This window comes from Aquitalea sp. LB_tupeE (genome assembly GCF_013391415.1).
Lineage (GTDB): Bacteria > Pseudomonadota > Gammaproteobacteria > Burkholderiales > Chromobacteriaceae > Aquitalea.
The window spans coordinates 115,494-142,407 of record NZ_JACAXB010000020.1 but is presented as its reverse complement, the minus strand read 5'-3'; the positions used below and the strand labels follow the sequence as shown (position 1 = coordinate 142,407).

At 59.4% G+C, this 26,914-nt stretch carries 23 protein-coding genes; 4 read left to right on the top strand and 19 right to left on the bottom strand.

Annotation, left to right across the window (positions count from 1 at the left end):
- Nucleotides 1–12: 12 nt before the first annotated feature.
- Together HWX34_RS12020 and HWX34_RS12015 are read right to left on the bottom strand one after the other, a co-directional pair.
- Complete coding sequence (locus HWX34_RS12020) at nucleotides 13–1,416, bottom strand: FAD-binding oxidoreductase (protein ID WP_178972463.1); 1,404 nt, start codon at nucleotides 1,414–1,416, stop codon at nucleotides 13–15.
- Nucleotides 1,397–1,720 (bottom strand): hypothetical protein, encoded by a 324-nt coding sequence (locus HWX34_RS12015; RefSeq protein WP_178972462.1) that lies wholly within the window; start codon nucleotides 1,718–1,720, stop codon nucleotides 1,397–1,399. Before HWX34_RS12015 ends, HWX34_RS12020 begins: the two co-directional genes overlap by 20 nt.
- Before the next feature lie 3 nt (nucleotides 1,721–1,723).
- Between HWX34_RS12015 and HWX34_RS12010 the strand changes: the two genes are divergently transcribed.
- Nucleotides 1,724–2,644 carry a LysR family transcriptional regulator gene (locus tag HWX34_RS12010; protein WP_178972461.1) on the top strand — a complete coding sequence of 307 codons (921 nt, stop codon included), beginning with the start codon at nucleotides 1,724–1,726 and terminating at the stop codon, nucleotides 2,642–2,644.
- A gap of 84 nt (nucleotides 2,645–2,728) precedes the next feature.
- Here the strand turns inward: HWX34_RS12010 and HWX34_RS12005 are convergent, their stop codons facing one another.
- From HWX34_RS12005 to HWX34_RS11980, 6 genes are all read right to left on the bottom strand, one after another.
- Nucleotides 2,729–3,394, bottom strand: coding sequence for an OmpA family protein (locus HWX34_RS12005; protein ID WP_178972460.1), 666 nt, complete (start codon nucleotides 3,392–3,394; stop codon nucleotides 2,729–2,731).
- Between the two features lie 298 nt (nucleotides 3,395–3,692).
- Nucleotides 3,693–4,490 (bottom strand): ABC transporter ATP-binding protein, encoded by a 798-nt coding sequence (locus tag HWX34_RS12000; protein WP_178972459.1) that lies wholly within the window; start codon nucleotides 4,488–4,490, stop codon nucleotides 3,693–3,695.
- Nucleotides 4,483–5,478, bottom strand: a complete 996-nt coding sequence (locus tag HWX34_RS11995) for an iron ABC transporter permease (protein WP_178972458.1) — start codon at nucleotides 5,476–5,478, stop codon at nucleotides 4,483–4,485. The genes HWX34_RS12000 and HWX34_RS11995 overlap by 8 nt, the downstream gene beginning before the upstream one ends.
- On the bottom strand, nucleotides 5,475–6,269 hold the full coding sequence (locus tag HWX34_RS11990; protein ID WP_178972457.1) for a hemin ABC transporter substrate-binding protein: 795 nt from the start codon (nucleotides 6,267–6,269) through the stop codon (nucleotides 5,475–5,477). The genes HWX34_RS11995 and HWX34_RS11990 overlap by 4 nt, the downstream gene beginning before the upstream one ends.
- On the bottom strand, nucleotides 6,259–7,302 hold the full coding sequence (locus HWX34_RS11985) for a hemin-degrading factor (RefSeq protein ID WP_178972456.1): 1,044 nt from the start codon (nucleotides 7,300–7,302) through the stop codon (nucleotides 6,259–6,261). Before HWX34_RS11985 ends, HWX34_RS11990 begins: the two co-directional genes overlap by 11 nt.
- Before the next feature lie 11 nt (nucleotides 7,303–7,313).
- Nucleotides 7,314–9,440 (bottom strand): TonB-dependent hemoglobin/transferrin/lactoferrin family receptor, encoded by a 2,127-nt coding sequence (locus HWX34_RS11980; protein ID WP_178972455.1) that lies wholly within the window; start codon nucleotides 9,438–9,440, stop codon nucleotides 7,314–7,316.
- A gap of 267 nt (nucleotides 9,441–9,707) precedes the next feature.
- On the opposite strand from HWX34_RS11980, the gene HWX34_RS11975 reads away from it, so the two are divergent.
- Together HWX34_RS11975 and HWX34_RS11970 are read left to right on the top strand one after the other, a co-directional pair.
- Nucleotides 9,708–10,370: a response regulator transcription factor gene (locus HWX34_RS11975; protein WP_178972454.1), complete on the top strand. Its 663-nt coding sequence runs from the start codon at nucleotides 9,708–9,710 to the stop codon at nucleotides 10,368–10,370.
- Entirely contained in the window at nucleotides 10,357–11,751 is a 1,395-nt protein-coding gene (locus tag HWX34_RS11970) for a HAMP domain-containing sensor histidine kinase (protein ID WP_178972453.1), read from the top strand. Before HWX34_RS11975 ends, HWX34_RS11970 begins: the two co-directional genes overlap by 14 nt.
- Before the next feature lie 9 nt (nucleotides 11,752–11,760).
- Here HWX34_RS11970 and HWX34_RS11965 read toward each other — a convergent pair whose 3' ends face one another.
- The 9 genes from HWX34_RS11965 to HWX34_RS11925 all read right to left on the bottom strand — a co-directional run bounded on the left by HWX34_RS11965 (nucleotide 11,761) and on the right by HWX34_RS11925 (nucleotide 22,202).
- Entirely contained in the window at nucleotides 11,761–12,351 is a 591-nt protein-coding gene (locus HWX34_RS11965) for a biliverdin-producing heme oxygenase (RefSeq protein ID WP_178972452.1), read from the bottom strand.
- 229 nt (nucleotides 12,352–12,580) lie between these two features.
- Nucleotides 12,581–13,981 carry a GABA permease gene (gene gabP / locus HWX34_RS11960; RefSeq protein ID WP_178972451.1) on the bottom strand — a complete coding sequence of 467 codons (1,401 nt, stop codon included), beginning with the start codon at nucleotides 13,979–13,981 and terminating at the stop codon, nucleotides 12,581–12,583.
- Between the two features lie 213 nt (nucleotides 13,982–14,194).
- Nucleotides 14,195–15,460 carry a 4-aminobutyrate--2-oxoglutarate transaminase gene (gabT, locus tag HWX34_RS11955; protein ID WP_178972450.1) on the bottom strand — a complete coding sequence of 422 codons (1,266 nt, stop codon included), beginning with the start codon at nucleotides 15,458–15,460 and terminating at the stop codon, nucleotides 14,195–14,197.
- Between the two features lie 470 nt (nucleotides 15,461–15,930).
- A complete protein-coding gene (locus tag HWX34_RS11950) occupies nucleotides 15,931–16,383 on the bottom strand; it encodes a type IV pilin protein (protein ID WP_178972449.1) in 453 nt (150 codons plus the stop codon).
- 2 nt (nucleotides 16,384–16,385) lie between these two features.
- Nucleotides 16,386–19,715, bottom strand: a complete 3,330-nt coding sequence (locus HWX34_RS11945; protein WP_218645155.1) for a pilus assembly protein — start codon at nucleotides 19,713–19,715, stop codon at nucleotides 16,386–16,388.
- Between the two features lie 37 nt (nucleotides 19,716–19,752).
- On the bottom strand, nucleotides 19,753–20,244 hold the full coding sequence (locus HWX34_RS11940) for a PilX N-terminal domain-containing pilus assembly protein (protein WP_178972448.1): 492 nt from the start codon (nucleotides 20,242–20,244) through the stop codon (nucleotides 19,753–19,755).
- Between the two features lie 62 nt (nucleotides 20,245–20,306).
- Nucleotides 20,307–21,080 (bottom strand): PilW family protein, encoded by a 774-nt coding sequence (locus HWX34_RS11935; protein WP_178972447.1) that lies wholly within the window; start codon nucleotides 21,078–21,080, stop codon nucleotides 20,307–20,309.
- Nucleotides 21,077–21,595 carry a type IV pilus modification protein PilV gene (pilV, locus tag HWX34_RS11930; RefSeq protein ID WP_178972446.1) on the bottom strand — a complete coding sequence of 173 codons (519 nt, stop codon included), beginning with the start codon at nucleotides 21,593–21,595 and terminating at the stop codon, nucleotides 21,077–21,079. Before pilV ends, HWX34_RS11935 begins: the two co-directional genes overlap by 4 nt.
- A 1-nt stretch (nucleotide 21,596) precedes the next feature.
- Nucleotides 21,597–22,202 (bottom strand): GspH/FimT family pseudopilin, encoded by a 606-nt coding sequence (locus HWX34_RS11925; RefSeq protein WP_370459732.1) that lies wholly within the window; start codon nucleotides 22,200–22,202, stop codon nucleotides 21,597–21,599.
- Nucleotides 22,203–22,642: 440 nt separating this feature from the next.
- On the opposite strand from HWX34_RS11925, the gene yiaY reads away from it, so the two are divergent.
- Nucleotides 22,643–23,794: an L-threonine dehydrogenase gene (gene yiaY, locus HWX34_RS11920; protein WP_178972444.1), complete on the top strand. Its 1,152-nt coding sequence runs from the start codon at nucleotides 22,643–22,645 to the stop codon at nucleotides 23,792–23,794.
- A 123-nt stretch (nucleotides 23,795–23,917) separates the two neighbouring features.
- Here yiaY and HWX34_RS21315 read toward each other — a convergent pair whose 3' ends face one another.
- Complete coding sequence (locus tag HWX34_RS21315) at nucleotides 23,918–24,316, bottom strand: type IV pilin protein (protein WP_045847481.1); 399 nt, start codon at nucleotides 24,314–24,316, stop codon at nucleotides 23,918–23,920.
- 7 nt (nucleotides 24,317–24,323) lie between these two features.
- Nucleotides 24,324–26,633 carry a pilus assembly protein gene (locus HWX34_RS11910; protein WP_178972443.1) on the bottom strand — a complete coding sequence of 770 codons (2,310 nt, stop codon included), beginning with the start codon at nucleotides 26,631–26,633 and terminating at the stop codon, nucleotides 24,324–24,326.
- Nucleotides 26,634–26,914: the final 281 nt, after the last annotated feature.

The following is a 26,914-nucleotide window of genomic DNA, read 5'->3' as shown; positions in this document are numbered from 1 at the left end:
GGGCGAACAGATTCAGGAGTCGAAGCCCAGGCCCAGCGCATCCATGGTGCGCAGCATCAGATTGCGCTTGCCATGGTTGTGGTCAGCCTGGTTCAGCGACCAGCGTGTGGCCTGCACGGCAACATAGGTCAGCGGCTCCGGCGGAAACGGTGGCGGTATCTCGCGCACCATGCGCAGCCGGGTGCGTGGCGTGTCCAGCCCCTCCAGCTTGTCCAGCAGCACATTGGCGGCAAAACGGGTGGCCCCTACGCCCAGGCCGGTAAAACCGGCGGCATAGGCCACCTTGCCGCCACGTGCCAGCGCAAAAAAGGCGCAGAAGCGGGTAGACGTATCGATGGCCCCGCCCCAGCGATGGCTGAAACGCAGCCCGGCCAGTTGCGGGAAGGTGGTAAAGAAGTGACTGGCCAGCCGGGTAAACGAAGCCGGGCGTTCGTCATAGACATCATCCACCTTGCCGCCAAAGTTGTAGACGGCATCGTAGCCGCCAAACAGGATGCGGTTGTCGCGGGTGATGCGGTAGTAATGAAACTGGTTGGCCATGTCGGCGATACCCTGGCGGTGTTGCCAGCCGATGGACGCCAGTTGCTCATCAGAGAGCGGCTCGGTCATCAGTACATAGTCGTACACCGGAATGGTGTGCCAGCGGTAACGCTTGAGCAGCGAAGGAAAGGCATTGGTAGCCAGCACCACGCGCGCGGCATCCAGTTCGCCCTGCCCGGTGGCCAGCCGCACCCGGCTGCCACGGCTTTGCAGCACAGTGACGGCGGATTGTTCGTGAATCTGCACGCCCAGCTCAACGGCCACCCGCGCCAGCTCCAGCACCAGCTTGCCGGGGTGAATCATGGCCGTAGTGTCTTTTTCCCAGATGCCGGACAGGAAGGTGGGTGAATCGAGCTCGGCGCGGATTTGCGCGGCATCCATATAGCCTTCGCCACGCAGTTGCTCGTCCTGGTAGGGTTCTACTGCCACCACCAGCACGCCGGTGCGCTCGAAGTCACAGTCAATGCCATAGCGACGGATGGTGGCTTCGATTTCATCCAGATTCTGCAGGCCCTGCGCATGCAGCTCGGCCATTTCTTCCGGCCAGCGCTGCTCACCGTTTTCCTCGCCATGGGTGATGCTGGCTTCACAAAAGCCGCCGTTGCGGCCGGATGCTGCCCAACCCACCTGACGACCTTCCAGCAGGGTGACAGAGCGCGACGGATTGCGCTCCTTGGCCAGAATGGCGGTCCACAGACCGAGAAAACCACCGCCGACAATAGCCAGATCGGTACTGGCCTTGCCTTGCAGCGGGGGAAAACTGCGACGCAGATGCGCCACATCGTCTCCCCAGAAAGGGCGGTTGACGCTGCCGGCCAGGGCGGCGTCGATCAGCGCTTGTTGCGGTGCCTCACGTTCAAACACGATTTGCGGCATAAAACAGATATTCCTCGGGCATGGGACAATTCACAGGGAGACGCACCGCGCTGCAAGACAAAGTGGCAGTCGTGGTGTCGATCATGCGATGTCGGCAGTTGGCACGCAAGTCGCGCAGCAAGGCATAGCAAGGTGCAGCCGTCATCATGGCGGATAGCCCGGTAATACTGCGCAGCCCCACACCATGCAACAGCCATCCGGCACCCGTCGGTGCATGGGCAGCTTGTTGCTTGGCATAGCTTGAACCAGGTGATATGTTGAGATAAATCCCGAATTTCTTATCTTCAGTTTCAAAAAAACTCAACTGATGAGCAAAAAAAAATCCCTGGGCCAGGTCAGCGATTTTGATATCCGCCTGCTACGCCTGTTCAAAACCGTCGTCGAATGCGGCAGCTTCTCCGCCGCCGAAAGCGTGCTGGGCATCAGCCGCTCCGCCATCAGCCTGCATATGGGTGATCTGGAAAAGCGCCTGGGCATCTGCCTGTGCCAGCGCGGTCGGGCCGGTTTTGCGCTCACCGACGAAGGACGGGCCGTGCTGCACGCCAGCCAGACCATGCTGTCCGCCATCGAGGAATTCCGTACCGAGGTGAACCAGCTGCACCACCAGCTGCGTGGCGAGCTGAATATCGGCATCATCAACAACCTGGTCACCCAGTCGCACATGCACCTGACCCATGCGCTCAAATCCTTGAGCGCGCGCGGGCCGGGGGTGCGCATCAATATCTCGATGACAACCCCCAGCGAAATCGAACTGGGCGTGCAGGACGGCCACCTGCACGTGGGCGTGGTGCCGCTGATCAACCCGCTGTCAGGGCTGGACTACCTGCCCCTGTACGAAGAACATTCGCTGCTGTATTGCAGCCGCGAGCACCCCTTCTTTGCCCGCGCCGATAGCGACATCAGCCAGGACGAGCTGCACAGCGCCGAGGCCATTGCCCCCAACTACCGGCTGACCGTGGAGGCCATGGCGCAACACCACGCGCTCAACTGCACTGCCACGGCATCCGACCGGGAGGGTATTGCCTTTTTGATTCTCACCGGCAGCTATATCGGCTTTTTACCGGATCACTTTGCCGCCGGTTGGGTGGCACAGGGGGTGATGCGGCCGCTGCACCCGCAGCAATTCTGTTACGACATCCCGCTGAATGTGGCCATGCGCAAGGGACGACGCCCCAATCTGGTACTGGAATACTTTCTGCAAACGCTGGAGCAAAGCCGTAACGGCTGAATACCCACACCCGCCAGACGCAAAAAAGCCCGCAATCGCGGGCTTTTTGCTGTGCTCCGGCCAGGCCGGATGGTGACACAGCGCTTACTTGCCGGCTTCGCCGACAAAGATTTCCACACGGCGGTTGGCGGCACGGCCAGCCAGGGTGCTGTTGTCGGCAATGGGTTGACGCGAGCCCATGCCGTCGATGCTGATACGGCTGGCTGCCACGCCATGGCTGACCAGGTAATCGCGGGTGGCGCTGGCACGATTGACCGACAGCGGATTATTGATGGCATCGCTGCCGGTATTGTCGGTATGGCCGACAATACGCACGGTAGTCACCGGGTTTTGCTGCAAGGTGGTGGCAAAGCGGTCCAGCACCGGACGCAGATTCGGCTTGATGTCGTAACGGCCGGAATCAAACGATACGTCGCTCGGAATATTCAGCTTGAGCTGGTTGTCGGCGGTCTGGCTTACGCTGACGCCAGTACCCTGCGAGGCTTTTTCCATGGCCTCTTTCTGCTTTTGCATATGCTGCGACCACAGATAACCACCGCCCGCCCCCAATGCCGCGCCCACGGCAGCGCCGGTTACTGCGCTGCGGCCGGTATGGCCACCGGCAGTCAGCGCGCCCAGCAAGGCGCCAACTCCCGCACCCACGGCGGCACCGGTACCGGTGGTTTGCTGGGTTTCATTCATGTTGGCACAGCCACTGAGGCTGGCCGAGGCGATGGCAACAGCCACCAGGGTGGTCATCAGGTTTTTCATTGTGATCTCCTCATTACGGTGCGTGCCATGCACGACACCGGCAGGGTTGGGTCCGTGCCGCAGACGCTGCTTTGCCGTCTGCCGCCTCAGGGCTGGGTATGCATGGCAAGGTGCCATCCGGCATGCTCCACGCATTTGCCTGAGGCAGTGCAGGCACAGACAAGTTCACTGACGGTCGGAGACAGACTGCGACACATCGGTTTGCATTAATTCATATTATAGAACTGCTGACAAACCAGCCGTGTAAGCAATCGTGTGCCTTGTGTAAGCAAAAGTACACGCCTGTCCTGCCATGGCCTCAGCCACGCGCTGCCATGCCGCTGCCTGCCTGCGGATTGCTGACAATGCTCCAGCCCTGCCCGGCCCCGGCCCCGGCCACAGCCTGAATCGGCCAGCGATAGGCTTCGGCCAATACCGGATGCGTCAAAACCTCGGGCGGCGTACCACGGCAACGCAGCACACCATCGGCCAGCAGCCACAGCTGGTCTGCATGATTGGCGGCCAATTGCAGATCGTGCAGTACGCACACCACGGTGCGGCCCTGCCCGGTCAGCTGTTTGAGATGCTGCATCAGCAGGTTCTGGTGGCGGATGTCCAGATGATTGCTCGGCTCGTCCAGCAGCATGCAAGGCGCGTCCTGTACCAGTGCGCGGGCAATGGCGGCACGCTGACGCTCGCCACCGGACAGGCGGGACACCCGTTGTGCGGCCAGTGGCGTCAATTCCATCACCTGCATGGCCTCGGCTACCCGGCGGTGGTCGGCAGCATCGGGCAGACGCAACAGGCCCAGCGCCGGCCGTCGGCCCAGCATCAGGTAATCGGCCACCGACAAGGGACTGTCGCCGGTTTCGTGCTGCGCCACCCAGGACAGCAAACCGTAAGGGTAGCCCTTGCCGCCCATGGCGCGGCCCAGCAAACGGCCACGGCACTGTCCGGCAAAACCGGCCATGGCGCGCAGCAGGCTGCTCTTGCCCGCGCCATTAGGGCCGATCAGCACCAGCAACTGGCCGCGCGGCACGGTCAGCCCGCCCAGCGACACCAGGGTGCGGCCTTGCGCACTGACCGTGAGCTGCTCGATTTCCCAGGCATTAGCCACCTGCGCCCCCTTTCTGCAAACGCCAGAACAACCACAAAAAGCAGGGCGGGCCGGCAAACGCCGCCACCACCCCGGCGGGCAGGTCTACCGGGTACACCGCTTCACGCCCCAGGGTGTCGATCAGCAACAAGGCAAGCGCCCCCACCCAGCTGGCATGCAGCATCAGTTGGCGACGACTGCCCTGATGACACAGCGCCACCGCATTGGGCACCATCATGCCGATAAAGCCGATCAGCCCGGACAAGGTGACTGCTCCACCGGTCAGCATGGCCGCCGCCATCGCCGCCAGCACACGGGTCCGGCCCACCTTCACCCCCATGGAACGGGCAACCTCGTCGCCCAGCAGCAGACAGTCCAGGTCCCGTCCCAGCCCCAGCATCAGCACCGCTCCCGCCAGCATCACCGGCCACACATACTGGTGATCGGCAAAGCGTGATTCAGCCAGGCTGCCAGCCAGCCAGTTGCTGGCACCACGCAAGGTGAGGTCGTCGGACAGGAACAACAGCAGGCTGACCAGTGCACCACAGCAGGCGGCAATCACCACCCCTATCATCAACAACCCGGCCTGGCCACCACGCAGCAACTGGTTGAGCAGCAGGATCAGCAAGGTAACGGAGAGACCGCCGACAAAGGCCGCCAGCGGCACCGACACCCCCAGCCCGCCCAGTGCCATCACCAGCACCACGCCCAGTGCCGATCCGGCAGAAGTACCCAGCAGGCCGGGGTCGGCCAGCGGATTGCGAAACAAGGCCTGCAGGCCCGCCCCCGCCAGCGACAAGGCACTGCCTACCAGCAAGGCGTTCAGGATGCGCGGCCAGCGCAGGCGGCTGACCAGCGGGTCGTGCCAGTCCGGCACCGCCCACTGCCCGCCGCCCAGGCCCAGAATCAGCCAGATGAGCAAGGCAGCCAGTGGTGGCAGGCACAGCCAGCGCCAGACGCGGGGGAACAGGCCTCCACTGCGCCGCTGCAACACAATAGTCGCGCTCATGATGCCAACTGGCGCAGACGTGCCACCACCGCCGGGCTGCCCACACCAAGGCGCAGGAAATCTGCCGCCGGCCAGGCCAGTACCTTGCCGCTGCGCACCGCCGGGGAAGACGCCAGTTCAGGCCGCGCCTGCAAGGCCTTGAGCCCGCCATAGACCGGGGCATTGTGCGCGGCGACAATCACGATGTCCGGCGCGGCCTTGAGCCAGGCTTCCGGGTTCATCGGCAAAAAGCCCTGGATATCCGCTGCGGCATTCACCATGCCGGCAGCACGGATCAGCGCATCTCCCGCTGTCCCCTGCCCGGCCACCAGCCGTCCGTCGTAGCTCAGCAGAATGCGCTTGCCACTCCCGGCCTGCGGCTTGAGGGCATGCAACCACTGCTTGGCCAATGCGTCGGCCTGGGCCGGGCGACCCAGCGCCAGGCCGACCTGACGCATGCCGTCGGCAAAAGCCTGCGGGTCGTCACTGTGGTTTACCTTCAGCACCTTGAGCCCCAGCGCGGTCAATTGCTGGTAAATGCCGGGCGGCTGGGCCTGATCACTGCCAATCACCAGATCCGGCTTGACGGCCAGCACCGGCGGTGCGGTCAGCGCGCGCGAACTGCCAATCACCGGCACCCGCGCCAGTTGCGGCTGACGCGCCAGCTTGTCCCGGCCCACCAGTAGCGGGTCGGCCTTGAGCGCCACCACCAGCTCGGCCACATCGGCACTGAGCGCCACCACGCGCGGCCCGGCATGGGCAGGCAAGGCACACAGCAGGCAGAGCAATACCATCCATCGCTTAGGCTGCATGTTCCGCCTCCTGTGCCGGCAGGCTGGCAGCCAGTGCACGCCATGCCGGGAGCTCCGGCTCGCCTTCGCGGCGCTGGCCAAAGAAGCTGAGCACGCTGTCCCCGGCCCCATCGAACGCCTCGACCGAGGTGATGACGCCGTCACGGGTGGGGCGGCGCAGTAACCATAGTTCGGTGATGGCTTCCTCCTGGATGTGCAGGTTGAAGGCAGGGTCCAGCACGTTCAGCCAGGGGCCGACACGACGCACGGACTGGATAGGCCCGGTGTGGATTTGCACCATGCCGCGATTGCCGACAAAGGCCATGATGGGCAGTGCGCTGGCGGCAGCGCCTTCCAGCAGGGCAGTCAGCGCCGTGCCATGCAGGCGCTGGGCAAAACCGGGCGGTGCCAGACGGAAAGCCTGCTGACGTTGCAAACCGTAACGCTTGAGCAGGGCATGAAAGTGATGCACATCCTGCAAGGCCAGCCAGTCAGTGGCAAAGCCGCTGGTATCGCTGACGGCGACCGGTTGCGATGGGGCGGCGATGCCGATGCTGACCGGTGCCGGGGTGTCGGCCGGCAGGCGCTGGCTCTGCACCAGTTTTTCCCAGGCAGGCAGTTTGTCGTCGTCCAGCAAATACAGCTTATTGATGGCCTCGCCCTGGTTATCAAAAAACTGCAGTGAATGCAGCAGGCCGTGCGGACCGGGCTGGCACAGCGCATAGGCGTACTGCCAGTGCGACAGGAACAGCCGCAGGTCCAGACCGTCCGGGTTCAACACCAGGCCGGTTTTTTCCGACAGGGTCAGGTTGCCATACACGCCCTGGGTTTCATGCACTACTACCTGATTGCGGGTGATGGACTTGAGCCGGCCCAATGCCGCCAGCGCAGGCAACAGTTGCGCCGGCTGGCACTGCAAGGGTGTGCTTTCCGGCAGGCAGGCCACCAGCGCGGCCTCGCTGACACCCAGCGCGCTGGCAGCATCGCGCTGACGCAAATGGGTTTGTTCTTGCTTGAGTTGCTGATAACGCTGCAACAGGGTGGGTGTAGTCATGATGTCTCGTTTCAGAAGCGGGTTTCGATACTGGCGGTCACATAACGGCCGGACTGGGTGAAGCGGTCCATCGGGTAGGCCGAGGACTGCAGGGTTTTCACATCACTCCAGTTCCAGTACTTCTTGTTGGTGAGGTTGTTGACGGCCAGCCGCAGCGTGGTCTGCTTGTTCAGCTTGTACCAGCCGGACAGATCCAGCACACCGTAGCCCGGCGTGCGGAAGTAGGCGCTGTTGCTGACATCCCCTGCCGCTTTCTTGGCCGATACCGTCCACTTGAGCGTGCTGCCCCATCGGTCTTGCTGATAGGCCAGGCTATTGATCACACGCAGCGGGTCCACCGAGTCCAGCGCGGTATGGTCGGTATCGTTGTAACCCTTGGCCCAGGCCAGCGAGGAAGACAGCAGCCAATCCTGCGCAAACGCCCACTTGGCGCTGGTTTCAAAGCCGTAGATGTGTGCCTGGGCGATGTTCTGGTATTGGTAGTAGGTGGTAGAACCGGCAACAAAGCTCTTCTGCTCGATGAAGTTGTCGTACTTGTTGTAGAAGGCGGTGTTGTCCCAGTTCCAGCTGTCACTGGCGTATTTGCTGCCCAGTTCGATGCCCTGGGAGGTTTCCGCTTTCAGCTTCACATTGGGAATCAGCATCATGCGGTACACGCTGTAGTCGTGGCCCAGGTACAGCTCCTCGAAGGTGGGCGCACGAAAACCGGTTACCAGATTGACAAAGCCGGTCAGCCGCTCGCTCAGCGCGGTCTTGATCGACAGCTTGGGCGACCAGGCACTGGCGGAGAACTTGTCCTTGCTGGTCACCGTGCCGCTGTTGGCCAGATACACTGCATCGTTTTCCGGGGTGATGCGCGACAGGTCGTAACGCAGGCTGGGGGTGAGGCTGAAACGGCCCAGCTCGAATTCGTCCTGCACGAACACACCAAACTGGTAGCCCTTGGTGGCCGGGTAGTATTTGGCATCAGTACCCGTGCTCTTGGGCATGTCGCGTTCGGAGTTCTTGACCACCAGCTCGGTGCCGGTAGTGAGGTGGTGCCCACCCAGTTGCCAGCCGGTTTGCCCGTTCAGACCCCACAGGTCCTGATCCCAGGTGTAAAGGTCGGTCGCGCGGGTGGTAGTGAGCTTGGTTTCATTCTGCCGGTCGCGCAGTTGTTGGTGATAGACCTTGAGCTTGACGCCATCAAAGTTGCCATCGCCGCGATAGCGGTAATCCAACGCCACCTTGCTGCGCTTCACCCCCACATCCAGATCGTCGGCCTTGGTGCTGCCGGTCACGCCTTCCAGATAGTTGGTGTAGGTGGAGCGGCGGAAATCTTCCAGCGACAGGGTGAGCGCGTGGTCGCCATGGTCTATGCCCACCTTGGCCAGCACGTTCTGGGTTTTCACCAGTTGCGGATCCGCCTGGGTGCGGCTGGTGCCACTGCCCCCCTTGTCTCCCATATTGTCGGTTTCCTCGGCGCGACGGCTGGTCAGCATCAGCAGGCCGGACAGCTCGCCCTGCTTGGTGGCCAGCGTCACCGTGCTGCCCGTTCCCTTGTTGGCGCCATCGTAGGACTGCTTGAAGCCGCCGTAGAAGGTTTTGTCATCGTCGACAAAGTCACTGGCCTGGAAGGTGCGGTAGCTCACCACCCCGCCTAGCGAACCACCGCCATACAGGCCGGATGACGGCCCCTTGATGACTTCCACTTGCTTGAGGGTATCCGGCTCGACAAAGTCCTTGCCGCCACGCCAGTTGGTCAAGGCCTGATCGCTGGCACCGCTATAGGTATCCGGCAGGCGTTCGTCGTCCACCAGGGTCAGCACCCGGCTGCGCGCACCGGACAGGCCGCGAATGGTGACTTCGGCCGCGCCGAACTTGGAGTTCTGCCCTTCCACCGACACGCCCGGCACATCCTTGACGATGCCGGCCAGATCGCTGGCGGCATTTTCATCCAGCTGGCTGCGGGTCACCACATTGATATTGGGTGCCACCTTGGCCAGCGCTTCTTCCTTTTTGTTGGCGGTGACGGTGACCTTGCTCAGGGCGGACACCGCGTCGCTGTCGTTGCTGCCGGTGCTGCTGGCATCGGCATGGGCCAGGGCTGACGCCACGCTCAGCGCGATACCCGCCAGGACAAACTGTTGTTTCTGCATGTATTCACTCTCCAGGCATCCGGACGCCACCGCCACGCCGGTTTTGTCTCAGAATCAAAATGATAATGATAACCATTATCAAAAAAATTTCAGTGAAGAATTCTTAATACAGACCCGGCTTTGCCTGGCGTAGCCTGTGATTTCATGGTCTTGCAGCACAGAGTTTGTGCATGCGGGCGGCTATCGCTGGCCACGATCTTGCCCGTTCAAGCGCTGCTTCATGTATGATAATGATTATCATTATCATACATCGGATGGATGTGACAAATGAATGTCCTGATCGTCGAAGATGACCCGCAGCTGGGCGGCTGGCTGCACCAGAAGCTGGAACACGCCGGTCACCACAGCACGCTGGTCGATAGCGGCAACACCGCCCTCAGCCTGGTGGCAGCTGGCAGTTTTGACGCCATCGTGCTGGATCGCATGCTGCCCGATATCGACGGGCTGGATGTGCTGCAGGCCCTGCACGGCCGACAGCACCCGCCGGTGATGGTGTTGTCAGCGGTAGATGCCGCCAGCGACCGCGTTGCCGGCCTGCGTGCCGGTGCCGACGACTATCTGGGCAAACCGTTCAACTTCACCGAACTGCTGGTGCGGCTGGAAATCCTGGTGCGGCGCTGCCTGCCGGACTACAGCCAGCGCCAGCAGATTGGCGATCTGCTGATCAATTACCGGGCGCGCAAGGTGTCGCGGGCGGGCCTGGCCATCGAACTGACCGAAAAGGAGTTCGATCTCTTGTGCGTGCTGGCGGAAACACCAGGCAAGACCGTCAGCCGCAGCGTGTTGCTGGAAAAGGTATGGGGTTATCAGTTCGACCCGCAAACCAATCTGATCGACGTGCATGTTTCCAAGCTGCGCAGCAAGCTCGACCGGCAGTTCGATACGCCGCTGATCCGCACCATCCGCGCCGTTGGCTATGCGCTGGGATAAGCGCCTGCGCCAGCTGGCGGACACCAGCAATTTCCGCCATGCCGCCATTGTTGCCTGGGTCATCCTGCTCATTGCACTGGCGGCGGTGCTGCTGAGCAGCTACCTGATCGACAAGCTGATCCGCGAGCATGTACGCGACATCGTCAGCATGGACCTGCACAACCAGTCTGCGCTGCTGGCACAGCGCAGCCACCTGCCGCTGCTGACCAGCCTGCTGGCCAATGCCCGCCACGAGCGCGACGGCATCCACAGCCTGCTGCTGGCTCCGGATGGTGAAGTGCTGTTTGGAGAGGCCGACCTCAAGCAACTGCAAAGCTGTTGGCAACACTGTTCGCCAAGCGAGGTGAACGCAGCGCTGGTCGACCGTGCCGGTGCAGCACACCACTTCCAGGGCATGCAGCTTTCGCTACCCGACCAGGCCTATTACCTGGTGGTGTATGACATCCTGCCCATGCAAACGCGGGTCAAGGTGCTGCCGCTGGTGATTGGCAGCGGCTTGTTCCTGTTGCTGATCACCAGCCTGGGCCTGGGGCTGTACGCCAGCATGCTGAGCATGCGGCGGGTGGATGACATCCGCCAGACGCTACGCGGTTATATTGCCGGCAATCGCACACTGCGACTGCCAGAAGCCGCCCATGGTGATGAGTTTGACCTGCTGGCGGCCGACATCAACCGCATGCTCGATCAGCTCAATCACCTGATGGATGAACTGAAAGATGTCAGCAGCCACATGGCGCACGAATTGCGCACCCCGCTTACCCGCCTGCACCTGCAACTGGAAACAGTGGCCGAACACGCCCGCTTCGGCCCCACCGCCGATGCCATTCACCGCGCACTGGAAGAAGCCGAGCGCATCCAGCGCATGTTCAAGGCCGTGCTGCGCATCGGCGAAGTGGAAAGTGCCCGCTGTGCGCATGCCTTTGCCTGGTTTCCCGCCGACCGGCTGTTGCAGGAACTGGCCGACTACTACCAGCCGCTGGCCGAATGCAGCCAGGTGACACTGGAGATTGCCCTGCCGCCGGGACTCGCACTGTATGGTGATCAGGCCCTGCTGTTCCAGGCCATGGCCAACCTGCTGGAAAATGCCTTCAAGTACGGCAAGCCCGCCGGGCATATCCGCCTGTTTGCCGGGATAAACCAGCACGGCGTGCAACTAGGGGTGGCCGACGAGGGCTGCGGTATTCCAGCACACCTGCGCGCAGATGCCACCCGCCGCTTCCGCCGCCTGGGCAGCCGCGAGGATGCAGCGGGACATGGACTGGGACTGGCGCTGGTCAGTGCCATCGCCAGACTGCATGGCGGCACACTGCAATTGCATGACCGGACGCCATGCGGACTGCTGGCCTGCATCGTGCTGCCACAACCATCAGGGCCTGACTGAGCGCCGGTTTCAAGCCAGTTGGAAATGCTGCTGTAGCAACTGGCCAAAACGGCGATAGGCTGCACGTGCGCCATCCAGTACCGCCTGATGCTGCTCTGGGGCAATGCCCTCGCTATCCAGCGAGGCTACGAACTTACGCCACGCAGCTGCACGCCCTGCCGGGTAGGCTGCCAGATTGCGCGCCCCAAAGTCGGCGGTCAGCCCCAGCTCCTCTTGTGCTTGTTTGAACAAAAAGGCTGCCCCCAGAGTGGAGCCTTCCGACACATACAGCCAGCCCAGGGCGGCCGGCATTTGCACCTGGGCAGTGGCTACCTCGCCGCAGGCAGGAAGCGGACTGCCCAGGTCGGACAGGTCATCGCCCGAGGCCTGCATCCGCCCCCGGCTGTCCAGGTCGCTTACCGCCTGCTGCAATTGCGTATCGGCAAACAGATGATCGATATCACGCTGAAACACATATTGGGCCGCCACAAAGCGGGCGTAGTTTTCCCGGCTGGCAAAAGGCCGGGCCTGCTCCATCAAGGCATGCATGTGCTCGTGCAGGCAGCTGGTTTCGGTTTTCAGGCGCTGGGACAGCGCCGGGGAGGCGGTCAGCTTGGACATGGTGTACTCCTGTAGTCTGGCCGCACGACAGATGCCGTACGGTATTGAGAATAAATATCAATTGAGCCAGAAAAACCGCTACAGGACACGTTAAGTTATCTTCATGCAAGCCCTGCCCTGCCCGCGCAGCTGGCTTGCATCAATAAAAAAAACCCCCTTGCGGGGGTGGAAGTAATGCTCTGGGTCGAACAGGGCAAAGGAAGGGATTTGATCGGCAAACCGCGTCTGATCAGGACTGTGTGGCCACCTTGGCAGCACGCGAACCCATCCACGGTGTGCCATACATGCGTGAGCGCACCCAGCCCACCACCAGCAGGGCCAGCGACAACAGGCCGGTACTGATGACTTCAACCTGGTGTTCCGGACGGATGGCCATCAGCACCACCACGGCACAGATAAACACAATCACGATCCAGGTCAGGGTCGGGAACATCCACATGCGGAAGGCCGGGGTTTCGCCATTGGCTTCCATGCGCTGACGCATGCGCAGCTGGGAAACGGCAATCACCAGGTACACCAGCAGCGCGATGGTGCCGGAGGTAGCCAGCAGGATGTCGAACACTTCCTTGGGCATCAGGTAGTTGGCAATCACGGTCATGAAGCCCACCACCATGGAACCCAGCACCGCTTTTTGCGGCGTGCCGTTAGGCGCGATATCGCCAAACATCTTGATGGCATCGCCACGGCTGGACAGCGAGTACAGCATGCGCGAGGCGGTATACAGCGCGGAGTTCAGGCAGCTGGCCACCGACACCAGCACCACCACGTCAACAATGGCCTTGGCATTGGGGATGCCGATCAGCTGCAAGGTGCGCTGGTAAGAACCCAGGGCGGCCAGTTGCGGGTCGTTCCAGGCTACCAGGGCAGTCACCACGAAGATGGAACCCAGGTAGAACAGGCTGATCCGCCATACCACCGAGTTGGTAGCCTTGGTGATTTGCTGTTGCGGGTTGTCCGACTCGGCCGCAGCGATGGTGACGATTTCCGTTCCCAGGAAGGTAAACATGGTGGTGAGCATGGCACCCAGCACCGCACCAAAGCCCTTGGGCATGAAGCCGCCCTGATCAAACAGACGTGCTGTACCGCTCACCTGGCTGCCCGGAATCATGCCGAACATGGCGGCACCGGCCACGGCCAGGAAGGCCACGATGGCCACCACTTTCACCAGCGCGAACCAGAACTCGAACTCGCCATAGTTCTTTACGCTGAACAGGTTGGTGATGGTCAGCAAGATGGTGATGCCCAGTGCAAAGGCCCACATCGGCACGCTGGCAAACCAGGCATGCAGAATGGTGGCGGCGGCATTGGCTTCCAGCGGAATCACCAGTACCCAGAACCACCAGTACAGCCAGCCGATGATGTAACCGGCCCAGTGCCCGATGGCACGGTCGGCATAGGTGGAAAACGAGCCGGTATCCGGCGAGGCAACCGCCATTTCACCCAGCATGCGCATGACCAGCACCACCAGCAGGCCTGCCATGCCATAGGCCAGCAGCACAGCCGGACCGGCCTCGGCGATGGCGTGGCCGGAACCCACAAACAGGCCGGCACCAATCACACCGGCAATGGACAGCATGGTGACGTGACGTTGCTTGAGCCCGTGGCTCAAGCCTTGCGATGAAGCACTCATGAAAGATTCTCCCAAAACCGGCAGCCCGCGTGGGCAGGTCCGCCAGTCATGTCGTTTTATTGTTTTATGTTTTTTGAAATGACCCACATTACTTCTTGGACACAGGCGACACCCTGCCGCTACCGGCAGGCAGCGGTGGTGCACGCCCGTGCTTACAGCTAGCCGGGGCAGAAAGGCCGACCGGGACGGATCAGCCTGGCCTGCCTGACGGCATCAGGCCTTCAGCGCGGCTTCCAGCTTGGCCAGCGCTTCGGCGAAGATTTCGTCTTCGATGGTGAGCGGGAACAGGAAACGCAGCACATTGCCGTACACCCCGCAGGTCAGCAGGATCAAGCCGGATTCCAGCGCCTTGGTCTGTACCTTTTTGGTGAAATCGGCATCCGGCTGGTGCGTACCCGGCTGGTTGAATTCAACGGCAACCATGGCACCCAGGCCACGCACGTCGGCAATCTGCGGAATGTCGCGTTTCAGGCTGTGCAGCTTTTCTTTCAGCAAGTCGCCCAGCTTGTTGGAACGCTCCAGCAGGTTTTCTTCGCGGATGACATCAATCACCGCACCGGCCGCAGCCAGGCCCAGCGGGCTACCAGCATAGGTGCCACCCAGCGCGCCGGGAGCCGACACATCCATCAGCTCGGCCTTGCCCACCAGCGCGGACAGCGGGAAGCCACCAGCCAGCGACTTGGCCAAGGTGGTGAGGTCGGGTGCAACCGGGTAGTGCTCCATGGCAAACAGCTTGCCGGTACGGGCAAAACCGGCCTGTACTTCATCAGCAATCAGCACGATGCCGTGGGTATCACACAGCTGGCGCAGTGCCACCACCCACTCTGTCGGTGCGATATTGAAACCACCCTCGCCCTGTACCGGCTCGAAGATGATGGCGGCTACGCGCTTGGCTTCGATATCGAACTTGAACAGCTTTTCAATGCTGGCCAGCGAATCTTCCACGGAGACACCGTGCAGGGCGTTCGGATAAGCGGCGTGGTAGATCTCGCCCACGAACGGACCAAAACCGATCTTGTACGGGGCCACCTTGCCGGTCAGTGCCATGCCCAGCATGGTGCGGCCGTGGAAGGCACCGCCAAAGGCGATCACACCCGGACGTCCAGTGGCAGCACGCGCTACCTTGATGGCGTTTTCAACGGCTTCGGCGCCGGTGCTGAAGAAGGCGGTTTTCTTGGCGAACTGGCCCGGTGTCAGCTGGTTCAGCTTTTCCGCCACGCTGACATAGGATTCGTAAGGAATGATGGAATACGAGGTATGGCTGAAGCGGTTCAGTTGCTCGGCCACGGCGGCCTGCACCTTGGCATGCAGATGGCCGGTATTCAGTACGCCGATACCACCGGCGAAGTCGATATAACGGTTGCCTTCCACATCCCATACTTCGGCGTTCCTGGCCTTGTCGGCAAAGAACGTACACATGACGCCCACGCCACGCGGTGTTGCCTCCGCCTTGCGCTGCATCAGGTCTTTGTTGCTCATGCTGTTTCTCCTGTCATTGACAAAACGAGTGGCAATTTTTTAAACAGTTGATACCTGGCTACAGTATCCAAAGCTGTCAAATCCTTGTATCAACTGGATTTTCCATTGCATCTCGGCGTACCAATTCTAATCACGCGTTTAACAAAACGCCACAATGAATATTATTTTAAACACACAAAAGTGACTGGAAGTCAGGCGTGATTACAGGACAAGGCATTGAAAAAAAAAGCTTTATCGGGAAAGTTGAACACTGAAGAAAAACAGGGGAAATTCAGCAAAAACACATCAAACTTCGGATAGAGGCCATACAGGATGCATGGCACCGATCATTGGCTTTATCTGAAGAAATATGACATAAACAAGTCATGCCCTATCACAGCCACACGGCAACAACAGGGCCTGCTCTACCCTACCAGTCCCGGCAGGACAGGCCAGGCCCTTGACTGGCAACCGCAAACCGGTCGTCAGTATTACCAGCAGTTGCTGGTACTTACCGTGCTGCCCGTGGAGGTGACATTGGTTTTGTTACCCAGAGAATCCAGCTGATAAATCACACAGGCATCACTAGCCTGCACACTGCCAGTCACCGGCGTGGCTTGCAGCGTATAGCCCGGTACCGTGCCGCTGGTCGCCGATGCCACAGTGATGGTGTAGTAGTTCTGACTGCTACTGGGCACCGGAATACTGTTGACGCTATAGCCCAGCGTGGTTGGCTGGGAGGCATAGACATTATTCAGCGCGTAGTAGGACTCCTCGCGCGCCGCCAGTTCCAGCAAGGCTGTCTTGGCGGCCGGACGATTACCTTTCTGCACATAGCTGGTGTAGGCCGGAATGGCGATGGACACCAGAATGCCCAGAATAGCGATGGTGACGACCAGTTCCACCAGGGTAAAACCGGTCATTGACGGGCGCTTGTGTTTCATCTTCATCTCAATTCAATCCAGGTCAGACGGCTTCCACTGGTGGACACACCCTGGGTATTGACCGCAATGACGTTGCCATTTGCATAGCCTGAGGCGGTTTGATAGACCAGATAGGTTGCCCCGCTATAGGTCACCACCTGGAAAGAACCGGTGGCGCTAAGCTGCACGGCATTGATCACCAGCCCATTGACGCCGGTAAACGTGCCGCTGCTATTGGCAAAGTAAGATGTGGTGAAATTGCCGCCACTGGCCGGACTAAGCGCATAACTCCAACCGGTATCCACACTATTGGTGCAGGAGGTGATGTTGTTGACCGCCGGAATGGTGGTGCTGAAGGTAATGGCCCCGTTCAGGTATTGCGGGTTGTAGATCAGCTGCTCGCTCTGGCTGCTGCTGTAAGGAAACACAAATCTCCAACCATACTGGGTATTGCTGGTGCAGGACGAGGTATCCACCCAGCACACGGTGTTACTGGAGGTGGAACCATAGCTTGCCACCGTGGTGCTGCTGGAGGTGGTGGTGGATGTCAGCGTCTGGGCCACCAGCTGCGAGGCACTCAGTGTGCCCGGACTGTTGGACGTAGTGACAAACTGGGTGGAAGACAGTGCATTCCAGGCGCTGACATTCCAGTCCCACACTCCGTAAAACTCCTGGTCACCCGAGGCATAAGTACTGGAACTGCTGACCGTGGCAGACACTTTGCTGCCGGTGCCGAAATACACCATCACCCGTGGCAGGGTGGAGCTGGCCTTCAGCGTGGCGACCACCGGCTTGGTGGTGATGGGCCGTAATGTCCCGCTGCTGTTAAGCCCGGTGGAAAACAAGGGCTGCTTGGTGCCGGAGTAGCTGGACACCACCCACTTGGTGGGGTCGCTGCTGGTCAGGTCAAAGCGCCACATATTGCCGAACAAATCACCGGCATAGACATAGTCGGCAATATTGTCGCTATCCAGGTCCACCGGCGTGACATAGTAAATGCCGTTATTGGACTTATTACCGGTGGGGTCCTTGCTGGGGCCGTAGCCGGTGGAGTATTCATAGAAGGTTTCCGCCCCGGTGCTGGGGTCTATCATCATCACGAAGATGGATGCCACCCCGGTGGAACTGTTGTATCCATTACCGAATACAGCCCCCCATTTGCCGTTGTGAAAGCGGGTAATCACCGGCGTGCCAACGGTATACCCCAAATCGGACGCGCAGGAGCCCGAGCTGTAGGTACACGTCAGGGTGGAGCTGTTCCACTCCCCTTTTACCAGGCTGGCGGCATTGGACTCGGAAAAATTACCAGGCGTGGTGACGTCCAGCGCATAAATACCCTTGCCGCCGGTACCCATGCCTCCCACCAGCCAGGTATGCCAGCTGTTGTTGTAGAACACGTCGCCACTGGTGGGCGTGGCATCCACAAAGTAGGCATGCGAATAAATGATGTTGCTGTAGCTGGCCAGGTTGGAAGTCACTACGGTACCGGGTACGTAAGCCAGCAGCTCCTTGCCATCATTGGTACTGCTGCTGTCATACACCCCGGAGCTGTTGTAGGCCCCGCTGCGAAAGCCATGCACCATGCCGTCATTGGCACCGACAAACACCAGATTGGTACGGGTCAGGTTATTGGCGGCAAAAGTGGGATAGGTCACCGCACTGGAGCCGTTTTCCGGCAAGGAAGCACCGCTGATGATCTTGTCTGACCAGGTTGCACCATAACTTTTCAGCGGCGGGCCCACCCAGGTGGGGCTGGAATTGATCACGTCGCCCATCACGCTGGTACGGGCGCGATAGGTGCTGGTTTCGTAAGTACGGTCCCCACGCAAATACGCCAGCAAAGTGGAAGAAGAATTCAGTGCGCTTTGCTGTGTACTGCTCAGGCTGCCCAACTGGAAAGCCACCCCCGTCAGCGAGCTGTCATTCCAGCTCAGAATGCTGCGGCTGCTGGAACCCTGCGCACTGGCAATGGTGGTGCCGGTGGTAGAGCAGGCACCGCCAGTCAGCCCGCAACCGCTGTCCCAGGTGGCGGTACTGGCCACGGACACCGTGCCGGAACTGCTCGCCGTGATGGCGTTCGACGTCACCCCGCCATACCAGTTGCTGGCATTGTAATAAGCCAGGTAGGCCTGGCTGCCGGTCTGCACTTCGGACGACTGCTGGTTCAGGCCGGCCCCACTATTGGACGTCGTCAGCGGCGCGGCCTGGAAGCAGGTGATTTCATGGTAGTTGGTAGAGCCGCCGGTAGAAGCGGCAAAGCCGAAAGTCAGGTAGGACGGCAGGGTGCCACCAATCGAAGTGATATCGATGCCATTGGCAATGGTGGTCCATGTACCGCCGTTATAACTGTAACGCAGGGTCAGCAGGTTGCCGGTGGTGATTTGCAGCTGATAGCTATGCGGCTTGGCGTCGGCACGTGTAGTCGCGGACTCATACAGCGGGGTGCTGCTGGACACCTTGTACGACCCGTTGGTGGTGCCACTCAGGCTGTAGAAGGGGTAGTCACTGATGGCTGTGCCACTGAGCTTCCCGCTACTGCACATGCTGATGATGGACGACGAGCCATAGCTGGGATAGGTGTCATTACTGATATCGCCTTTGCCACGGATGGCAATCGCACCGGCAGTCTGCCCGGTACTGCTGCCGGATGCCGTGTTATCGCTTTTATTGGAAAAATTACCAAACTCATCCATGCCTATGGCCAGATAGCCATTGTGAATCCCGGTTGAGCCATAGCCGGTCATTGTTTTATTGGTGGCATTGCCGCTTTGATTGGAGCAGGAATAACCCAGCGAACCGCCATTGGCCCCCAGAGAGGAAGGTGCGGTGATTTTTTGCGCAGAGGACAGCAGGAAAAAGCTCAAGCCATCCGCCCCGCTGCCGCCATAGCTGTAACTGGTCCAGGTGGCATTGATGCCGGTACTGGCCGGGAAGGCATAACCACTGCTGTCCCCGGCATAGATGATGCCGCCAGTCTGATAATTCTTGTTATTTGTCAGCCGTAAAGCACCACTACCGGAGGCATCGGGAATGGTACCTGTCGTCCCGCCAGAGCCAGAACCGCAAGCCGGAATAATACCTGCGCTGGTCGCGCTTGCCGCACCGGACGAGCCAGCCGTAGTGGAGCCAGCTGTCAGGCAGGCGCCCGGGCTACTGGTGTTGGTGGTAGTCTGGCTGGCCGTCAATGCACCATAGGCATACCAATTGACCGAATTGGCCGTCCCGGTGAAGTTGTCCACCACCGTCAACGTAGAGGCGGCAACCACGCTACTGCACAACAATCCGCTCCAGCACAGCCATGGCAGCAGCCGGCTTACACGGTACTCAAGACTGGCTGTATTCATCTTGTTCATCTGCTGATTTTCCCCCGTAAGCAGGTGGCTGGGTGGTTTATTGACCGACATTCTGCACACTGCCGGAAGTGCTCATCGCATAAGTACTTTGCAGTACAGTTACCGCCTGGCTGTTACCGCCATAGCCCAGGGCACTGATGCGATAGATGCTGTAACCGGTACTACTGCTGACCCCGAGGTACTGAATGTAAAACATCGGTTTGGCGGCATACATGGCAATACCGCCAGACGCAATACTCATGCCGCTGGGGGTATAGCTGACACCAACAGTCCACGGTACCGAGGTGGGGCTGCTCAGCGCATTGGAGCACACCACCGCACTGGTCACGACTGCGGAACAGCTGCTGCCGGTACTGCCATTACCCTGCGCCAGCCACCATTCGGCATACACCAGCGCAGCCTGGGCAGCCTCGAAGGAACGCCCCTTCTCGCGAAAGCCGCCAGCCATCTTTCCTTGCAGGCCCATGCTGCGCATCAGCATCACGCACAGGATGGCAATGATCATCAGAAACAGCAGGGAGATGATCAAGGCAAAACCCCGGCTACGCTGCTGGCGCCTTCTTCTGGCTGGTGGCCGCATCCGCGCGTTCCTCATTGCTGGTTTGGCAGTGAAATGGTTTGCGAGAAGGTGACCGATTGCGGTGCCACCCCTTGCTGGAAACAATACAGCTGGGTGATGACCGGCTTGACGGCATACACGTATGACCAGTTGCTGACCACACCGGCAGAGGCATAGCGCGTGACCGAGCCGCTACCGGACGGGTCCAGGCCATACAGGAATTTCACATTGCTGATACCGACATAGCCGACACGGTTGCAGGTGGTGGCCGCAGACAGGTTGACCCCGCCCACCACGCCTAACGCCGTGGCCCCGTTCAAGCCACAGGTCAGCTGCAAGGTCGTAGCCGATGCCGACAACTGATTGATATACGTGGCCGTGGTGGCAGACGCATTGGTGCCGCCCTGACAATTCACCACCCCATCGTTCTGCGCACTCTGGTAACGCACATAGAGCGTGTCGGGGGTGGCGGCAACGCCACTATCCACCCCGTAAATGACTTGCCCGGCAGTAAAGGACACACCGCTGACCGTGGTGCTGTCCGCCGCCAGTGCGGTAGACACCGTGGCCGAGGCCGGATTGGGAAAATAACCAGCAGACTGGATGACCTGGCTCAGAATGGTCATGGCCATGCGCTGGTCATCCTGCATCTGGGCAACCCCACCCTGCTGCAGGCTGGTTTGCTTGAACGACAGAAACAGCGCCGACAAGGCCAGCAGAAACAGCAGGCCAATGGTCATGGCCACCATCAGCTCGATCAGTGTCAGGCCCTGCTGCAGATAACGGTGAACGGGAGGCTGCATCATGGCTGCACCACCATCTGGTAACTGGCGGTGGCAAAGGCACTGCTGGCCGTGGTCGATGTCAGTGCAGGGGCCATGGTTTTTTCCTGCCAGGAAACGGTAATGGTGCAGGACACCGGAGCAGTGGTACTGGAAGTGCAAGAGAAAGTGCCGGATGCGGATGGCAAGGCCAACTGGCTGGATGACAGCTCGCTGCTCCATGACGACACATCATAACCAGCCACCTGGGACGCCGTGCAGGTGCTGCTGCCGCAGCTGCCGGTATTGAGCGCCAGCACCGTACTTTGGCTTACCGTGCCGCTCACGTTCTGCCAGTACGCCGTATTGGCATGCATGGCAGCAGCCAGGCTTTCCGCCTTGATGGCCGCAATCCCCCGCATGCGCGCGGTATTGGTGTTATTGATGCTCAGTGCCTGCACCCCGGCCATGCCCAGCAAGCCAATCGAAATCACCAGCAGGGCAACCAGCACCTCCAGCAGGGTGAAACCGGCAGACTGATGCAGTTTGGGAATCGTCATCTCAGCAACTCCCAAAGCTATCGGTGCTACCAGACTTCACCACGTGCAACAAACCCGCATTGCTGACATACAGACACTGCTTGTTGAACTGGTTGGCACTGCTGCTGGCGGTGGCCGCCGCCACCGTGAATTTGCCGGTAGTGCCGGTTCCCAGGCGGGAAAAACAAATGCCATTGGAAGTATTGCTACCGGAGTAGGCAAAGGTGATGCTGTCCCCCGTCGTCACCGCCGGGCCCACCCGCAACACCGCACTGGCTGCCAGGCCATTGCTGACTGTGCAGGTATTGCTATTGCCCGACAACATCACCACCCAGCCGGTGGCCAGGCTGCTGGCGTTATTGCAGGTTGGAGAACTGCTAGCGGGATTACTGGTGGCACACAACAGGACGTTTTGCCCCTGCTTAATGGCCTCGTTTCTGGCATAAGCGAGGTCTGCACTCAAGGCGTTGATTTCTGCACTGACATTGCTGCTATCCAGCGTCGTGCGATAGCCGGCCACTGCGATTGCGGTAATGATGCTGGCGATGACCATGACAATGACCAGCTCAAACAAGGTATATCCAGCGGACTTTATCAAAGCGAATACACCTTTTTTAAAATCAGGCACACCAAAGCAAGGAAAGCTTGATCACATTTGCTTGGGACATTAACCAGTAAATTTCCGGCTAATCAAACGAATAAATACTAACTCAAAACAATAAGCACCCTCCACAAACTGGCAATAGCAATAAAATAAATAAATGTAAATATTTGCCAATGATCGTATACGGCCATTAACAAACCAAGCAAACACACCAAATAAAAAATGCACTTCAGGGATAAACAGTGCTCGGCCATAAAGCACTGCCTGGCCAATATCCATACACAGGGCACCGCAACGCAATACAGGAGTCCGCTGGTTTATTGCACTAAAGTCGTATAGGAGCACGCTCTCCCACGCTATAGGCTGCAAGCGTGACTTTGCCGTCATGCAATCCATGTTGTTCTAGCCTGCAGTCCGGGCCAGCCCAGCCAAGAGGCTTGCCTGTCAATCAAGGAGATAACACAGTGACCACTACGACATTCTTTATTCCTGCTGTCAACGTCATGGGTGCCGGTTGCCTGAAAGACGCCATCCAGTCCATTCAGGCCTATGGCTTTCGCCATGCCCTGATCGTCACCGACAAGGTGCTGGATGAAATTGGTGTGGCAGGCCGTATCAGGGATTTGCTGGCCGAGCGTGATATCCAGGCCACCATCTTTGCCGGGGCCAAGCCCAACCCGACCATTGGCAATGTCGAAGCGGGCCTCGCCGTGTTGCAGGAAAAGAAATGCGACTTTGTCATCTCGCTGGGTGGCGGTTCGCCACATGACTGTGCCAAGGGCATTGCGCTGGTGGCCACCAATGGCGGCCAGATTGCCGATTACGAAGGCGTGGACCGCTCGAAAAAACCGCAGCTGCCGCTGGTGGCCATCAATACCACGGCCGGCACGGCCAGCGAGATGACCCGCTTTTGCATCATCACCGATGAAGCGCGTCACGTGAAAATGGCCATTGTTGACCGCAACGTCACCCCCATCCTGTCGGTCAACGACCCGGACCTGATGATTGCCAAGCCCAAAGGCCTGACCGCGGCCACCGGCATGGATGCCCTCACCCACGCTATCGAGGCTTATGTTTCCACCGCTGCCACACCCATTACCGATGCCTGCGCACTCAAGGCGGTGTCGCTGATCTCCCAGTACCTGCGCACCGCAGTGGAAAACGGCAAGAACCTGGAAGCGCGTGAACAGATGGCCTATGCCGAGTTTCTGGCCGGCATGGCGTTCAATAACGCGTCGCTGGGCTATGTCCACGCCATGGCGCACCAGCTGGGTGGTGTGTACGACCTGCCGCACGGCGTCTGCAATGCTCTGCTGCTGCCGCATGTAGAAGCTTTCAACGTGCAAACCTCCGCCGCCCGCCTGTCTGACGTCGCTGCCGCCATGGGCGTCAACACCAGCGGTCTTTCTACAGAAGCCGGTGCCAAGGCCTGCCTGGTGGCCATTCGCAAGCTGGCCGCCGACATCGGCATTCCGGCCTCGCTGAGTGAACTGGGGGTCAAGCGGGAGGACATTCCGCTGCTGGCGCGAAACGCGCTGAAAGATGCCTGCGGCCTGACCAACCCGCGACAGGCCACCCAGGCAGAAATCGAAAGCATTTTCGAAGGGGCGATGTAAGCCCCTGCCGGGCTGGCCGGGGTAAACATCCCCGGCCATATAAAAAAACCGCCAATCTTTACGGACTGGCGGTTTTGCTTTGTAGCACGCGGCGTCTGCTGCTAGCGCCAGCAACAAGGCTGTTTACTGATGACAGCTACCGGTGTTGGTCTGGCTACAATACAGGATATTGCCGTCCTGATCGACCGAAATGGTTTCCGTTCCAGCCTGTGACATGCCGTTCACCGGCGTGGCCACCAGTGAGAAGGTATCCGCCGTGGTACCGCTGGCGGCAATATTGTAGAGCGTGGTGCCGTTGCTGGGCGCGGTGGTCAAAGGCAAGGTGGCCGAGGCGTAAGTACCCTTCTCCGCATACCAGCGCGACATGTAATGGGCATCCTCCACCAGATTGGCCTTGGCTGCCGCTTGGTTACCCTTGATGACATGCTGGGTGTAGGACGGATAGGCTATGGCGGCCAGTATGCCGACAATCGCCACCACGATAACCAGTTCGATCAAGGTAAAACCCTGCTGTTTGTTCATAGCCACCTCAGAAAATTTCACGCCAGCCAATACGCCGTCCCACCGACGTGGCTTTGGGAATCAGCTTGCCCGCCGCCACATTGCCGTTGCTGCCCCCCGTCCCGCCCACGTAGAAAGTGAGTACTTCATTGGTATTGGTGGAGGACGGATAAGGATAGCTACCCAGCTGGCCAGCATCGGTTGAAGTGTAGTCCCCCAGGTTTACCGTGGTGACGGTAAACGCAATCGACAGGGCTGAGGGAATACCGATGTTGTAGTTGATGCCGGACGGAATATTGGTTTTTTTATCGGTAAAACTCACCGTATCGCCATCGGGTGATGTGGTGCTGGTGTTGATCTTGCCATCGCCGTTCAAGTCGAAAGCCGGTGAGGTCGGGGCACCACCCGTCAACAAGTCCAGTGCCATCACCCAGCCGCTTTGCTGGTTCACATTGCTGCACACCAGGGAGCTGCCTTTCAGCACCTGGGTGGTGAAGTACAGCTTGCCCAGCGCCACCACCGGCTGGTAGATCATGCGCTCACCGTTTGTGCTGTTCATATTGAATACCCAACCAGCACGATTACCACTGGGCCCTACCGACAAACCACCGGTAGTGGCGGCATCGCTGATAGTGGTGGTTTCACGGAATACCACGCTGCTGCCAAGTTTGCCCGAGGCGGTAGACGTGGCAGACCCGTCAATGGAGGCCGTGCCATTCAGGGTAGCCACTTCACCATCGGTGATGAAAGTGGAGCTGCTATAGGTCAGGTTGGTCTTGGTCTGATCGTCGTAAATGCCGTACAAGGATTGCGGATAGACCGTAGTGCGGTCGTTATAGCTGGTGTTCTCGTACAGCATGCGGCCAGTACCTACGTATACCATGTAGCCACCACCCGGAATGGCATAAATGGCCGGCGCCGCCACGATGGGCTGATTGGCCTGGGCGGTAAAGAAATTGCTGACCGAGGTAGTCTGATCACTGCTGGTTTGCAATTTGAAGCGCCAGAGATTGCCAGCCTGGTCGCCCGCATAGACATAATCCGCCACCTTGTCGTTATTCACATCCAGTACCGCCGGGGAGGACAAGCCATTGCTGGCCGTACCAGTATCAATCTCGTACAACATGGCACCGGTTTTCAGGTCGATCACCATCAAGGTGGTGGCCTTGTTGGTGGAGTCATAACCGTTACCGGTAATCATCGCCCATTTCTTTTGCCCACCATAATAGACTTGGGCGATCACCGGCTTGGCAAAGGTATAACCCAGATTGCTAAAGCCGGAATCTGTCGGTACATGGTCCCACAACACATTGCCGACACCGAATACACTACCACCAGTCAATAGCGAAGGATTGGCGACGGTATTGCTGATATCCAGCGCAAACAGGCCCTGTCCGCCCTGCGCCATGCCGCCAGTCAGTACCGAGGTGGTCGAGGTGGAAAACTGGTTGTCTCCACCACTGACATTGTTGAAGGTCAGGTTGCCATTGACAAAATACAGGTGCGGCTGGGCACCGCCATAAGTCGTGGAACCCAGCAAGGCCAGATTGGCCGCCGTGACGGCTCGCGGAATATAGGAAAAAACTTCAGTGTAATTGCTGGTAGTGCGACCAAACACATGCAGCATGCCGTCATTGGCCCCCACAGCAAAACCGGCAGTGGCCGTAGTGCCGAACGGTGTTGGCGTGGAGTCGATGATGTCACCCAGGGTAGACGGGGTGGATTTGTCACCGCTACGACTACGCCAGCCAGACGGCGAACCACCGGCAAGATAACTGTTCAGATTGCTATTACTGGAAACGCTGGTATAAAGCGCGCCACTGGCACTGCCCCCGGTGCTGGTGAAAATATTTGCCAGCCGGTTGGCACTGGACGAATTGAACTGCACCGGAATGGTTGAAGTCAGGTTAGCCAGACCAGTCGTGCTACTCACATTGTATGCACGCAACTGGCCAGACCAGTCACCGGAATAAAAGGTGGCCTGAATCGCTTCGGAAGGGTTGGTAGGCTTGCTGGCCACCACTGGCACATTAGTTGCAGTGGTGGAGGAAATACTGTTCAACACGGATTTGAGCGAATTGGTCAGCGAGGTTTCATCACTGGCATTAAAGCTTTGCCCACCACCAGCCGTGGCAGTAGCCGCCAGCACCTTTTGACCATCATCCGTAGCAGGCAAACCAAAACCGATGGTGTAAGTCACCACCGGCTGCGCCGTAGCTGCGCTATAGGTATTCCCTTCGGTATCTTTTGTCACCCCATTGGGCACAATACCGTTCTGATAATAAAAGCCGGCATAGCGTACCAGCGTCGGGTCGACACCAGCGGCCACACTGGGCATGGTTACACCGACGGGTGTGTAACTATTCAATGAAACAGATGTGCCAGCTTTATTTTTTTCGGTAGCATTAACTACCTCATCGTTGGGATAGCCATCTGATATGAAAATGACAAAATTTTTCTGGCAGACATATTTGATGGGTGAAGCACCGGTGTAGTCTTGTGGTGTTTGATAACTTGGCATGCCATTCCAGCCTGACCGGCCAGCAAATGAGCGCATGATATTATAAAACGCCCCAGCGCTTGGCGTGCCCAAATAATCTGTCAAGCCACTGCCATTGA

Bases quoted from the DNA above. Each gene is read 5' to 3' on its own strand.
- HWX34_RS11935 (WP_178972447.1), bottom strand. From the start codon at position 21,080: ATGATGCAGCCTCCCGTTCACCGTTATCTGCAGCAGGGCCTGACACTG.
- HWX34_RS11995 (WP_178972458.1), bottom strand. From the start codon at position 5,478: ATGAGCGCGACTATTGTGTTGCAGCGGCGCAGTGGAGGCCTGTTCCCC.
- HWX34_RS11980 (WP_178972455.1), bottom strand. From the start codon at position 9,440: ATGCAGAAACAACAGTTTGTCCTGGCGGGTATCGCGCTGAGCGTGGCG.
- HWX34_RS12010 (WP_178972461.1), top strand. From the start codon at position 1,724: ATGAGCAAAAAAAAATCCCTGGGCCAGGTCAGCGATTTTGATATCCGC.
- HWX34_RS11965 (WP_178972452.1), bottom strand. From the start codon at position 12,351: ATGTCCAAGCTGACCGCCTCCCCGGCGCTGTCCCAGCGCCTGAAAACC.
- HWX34_RS12020 (WP_178972463.1), bottom strand. From the start codon at position 1,416: ATGCCGCAAATCGTGTTTGAACGTGAGGCACCGCAACAAGCGCTGATC.
- HWX34_RS21315 (WP_045847481.1), bottom strand. From the start codon at position 24,316: ATGAACAAACAGCAGGGTTTTACCTTGATCGAACTGGTTATCGTGGTG.
- HWX34_RS11975 (WP_178972454.1), top strand. From the start codon at position 9,708: ATGAATGTCCTGATCGTCGAAGATGACCCGCAGCTGGGCGGCTGGCTG.
- HWX34_RS11950 (WP_178972449.1), bottom strand. From the start codon at position 16,383: ATGAAACACAAGCGCCCGTCAATGACCGGTTTTACCCTGGTGGAACTG.
- HWX34_RS11985 (WP_178972456.1), bottom strand. From the start codon at position 7,302: ATGACTACACCCACCCTGTTGCAGCGTTATCAGCAACTCAAGCAAGAA.
- gabP (WP_178972451.1), bottom strand. From the start codon at position 13,981: ATGAGTGCTTCATCGCAAGGCTTGAGCCACGGGCTCAAGCAACGTCAC.
- pilV (WP_178972446.1), bottom strand. From the start codon at position 21,595: ATGACGATTCCCAAACTGCATCAGTCTGCCGGTTTCACCCTGCTGGAG.
- gabT (WP_178972450.1), bottom strand. From the start codon at position 15,460: ATGAGCAACAAAGACCTGATGCAGCGCAAGGCGGAGGCAACACCGCGT.
- HWX34_RS11990 (WP_178972457.1), bottom strand. From the start codon at position 6,269: ATGCAGCCTAAGCGATGGATGGTATTGCTCTGCCTGCTGTGTGCCTTG.
- HWX34_RS11970 (WP_178972453.1), top strand. From the start codon at position 10,357: ATGCGCTGGGATAAGCGCCTGCGCCAGCTGGCGGACACCAGCAATTTC.
- HWX34_RS11910 (WP_178972443.1), bottom strand. From the start codon at position 26,633: ATGCCCAGTGTGGCCGCTGGTGTCGACCCGACGCTGGTACGCTATGCC.
- HWX34_RS12005 (WP_178972460.1), bottom strand. From the start codon at position 3,394: ATGAAAAACCTGATGACCACCCTGGTGGCTGTTGCCATCGCCTCGGCC.
- HWX34_RS11945 (WP_218645155.1), bottom strand. From the start codon at position 19,715: ATGAACAAGATGAATACAGCCAGTCTTGAGTACCGTGTAAGCCGGCTG.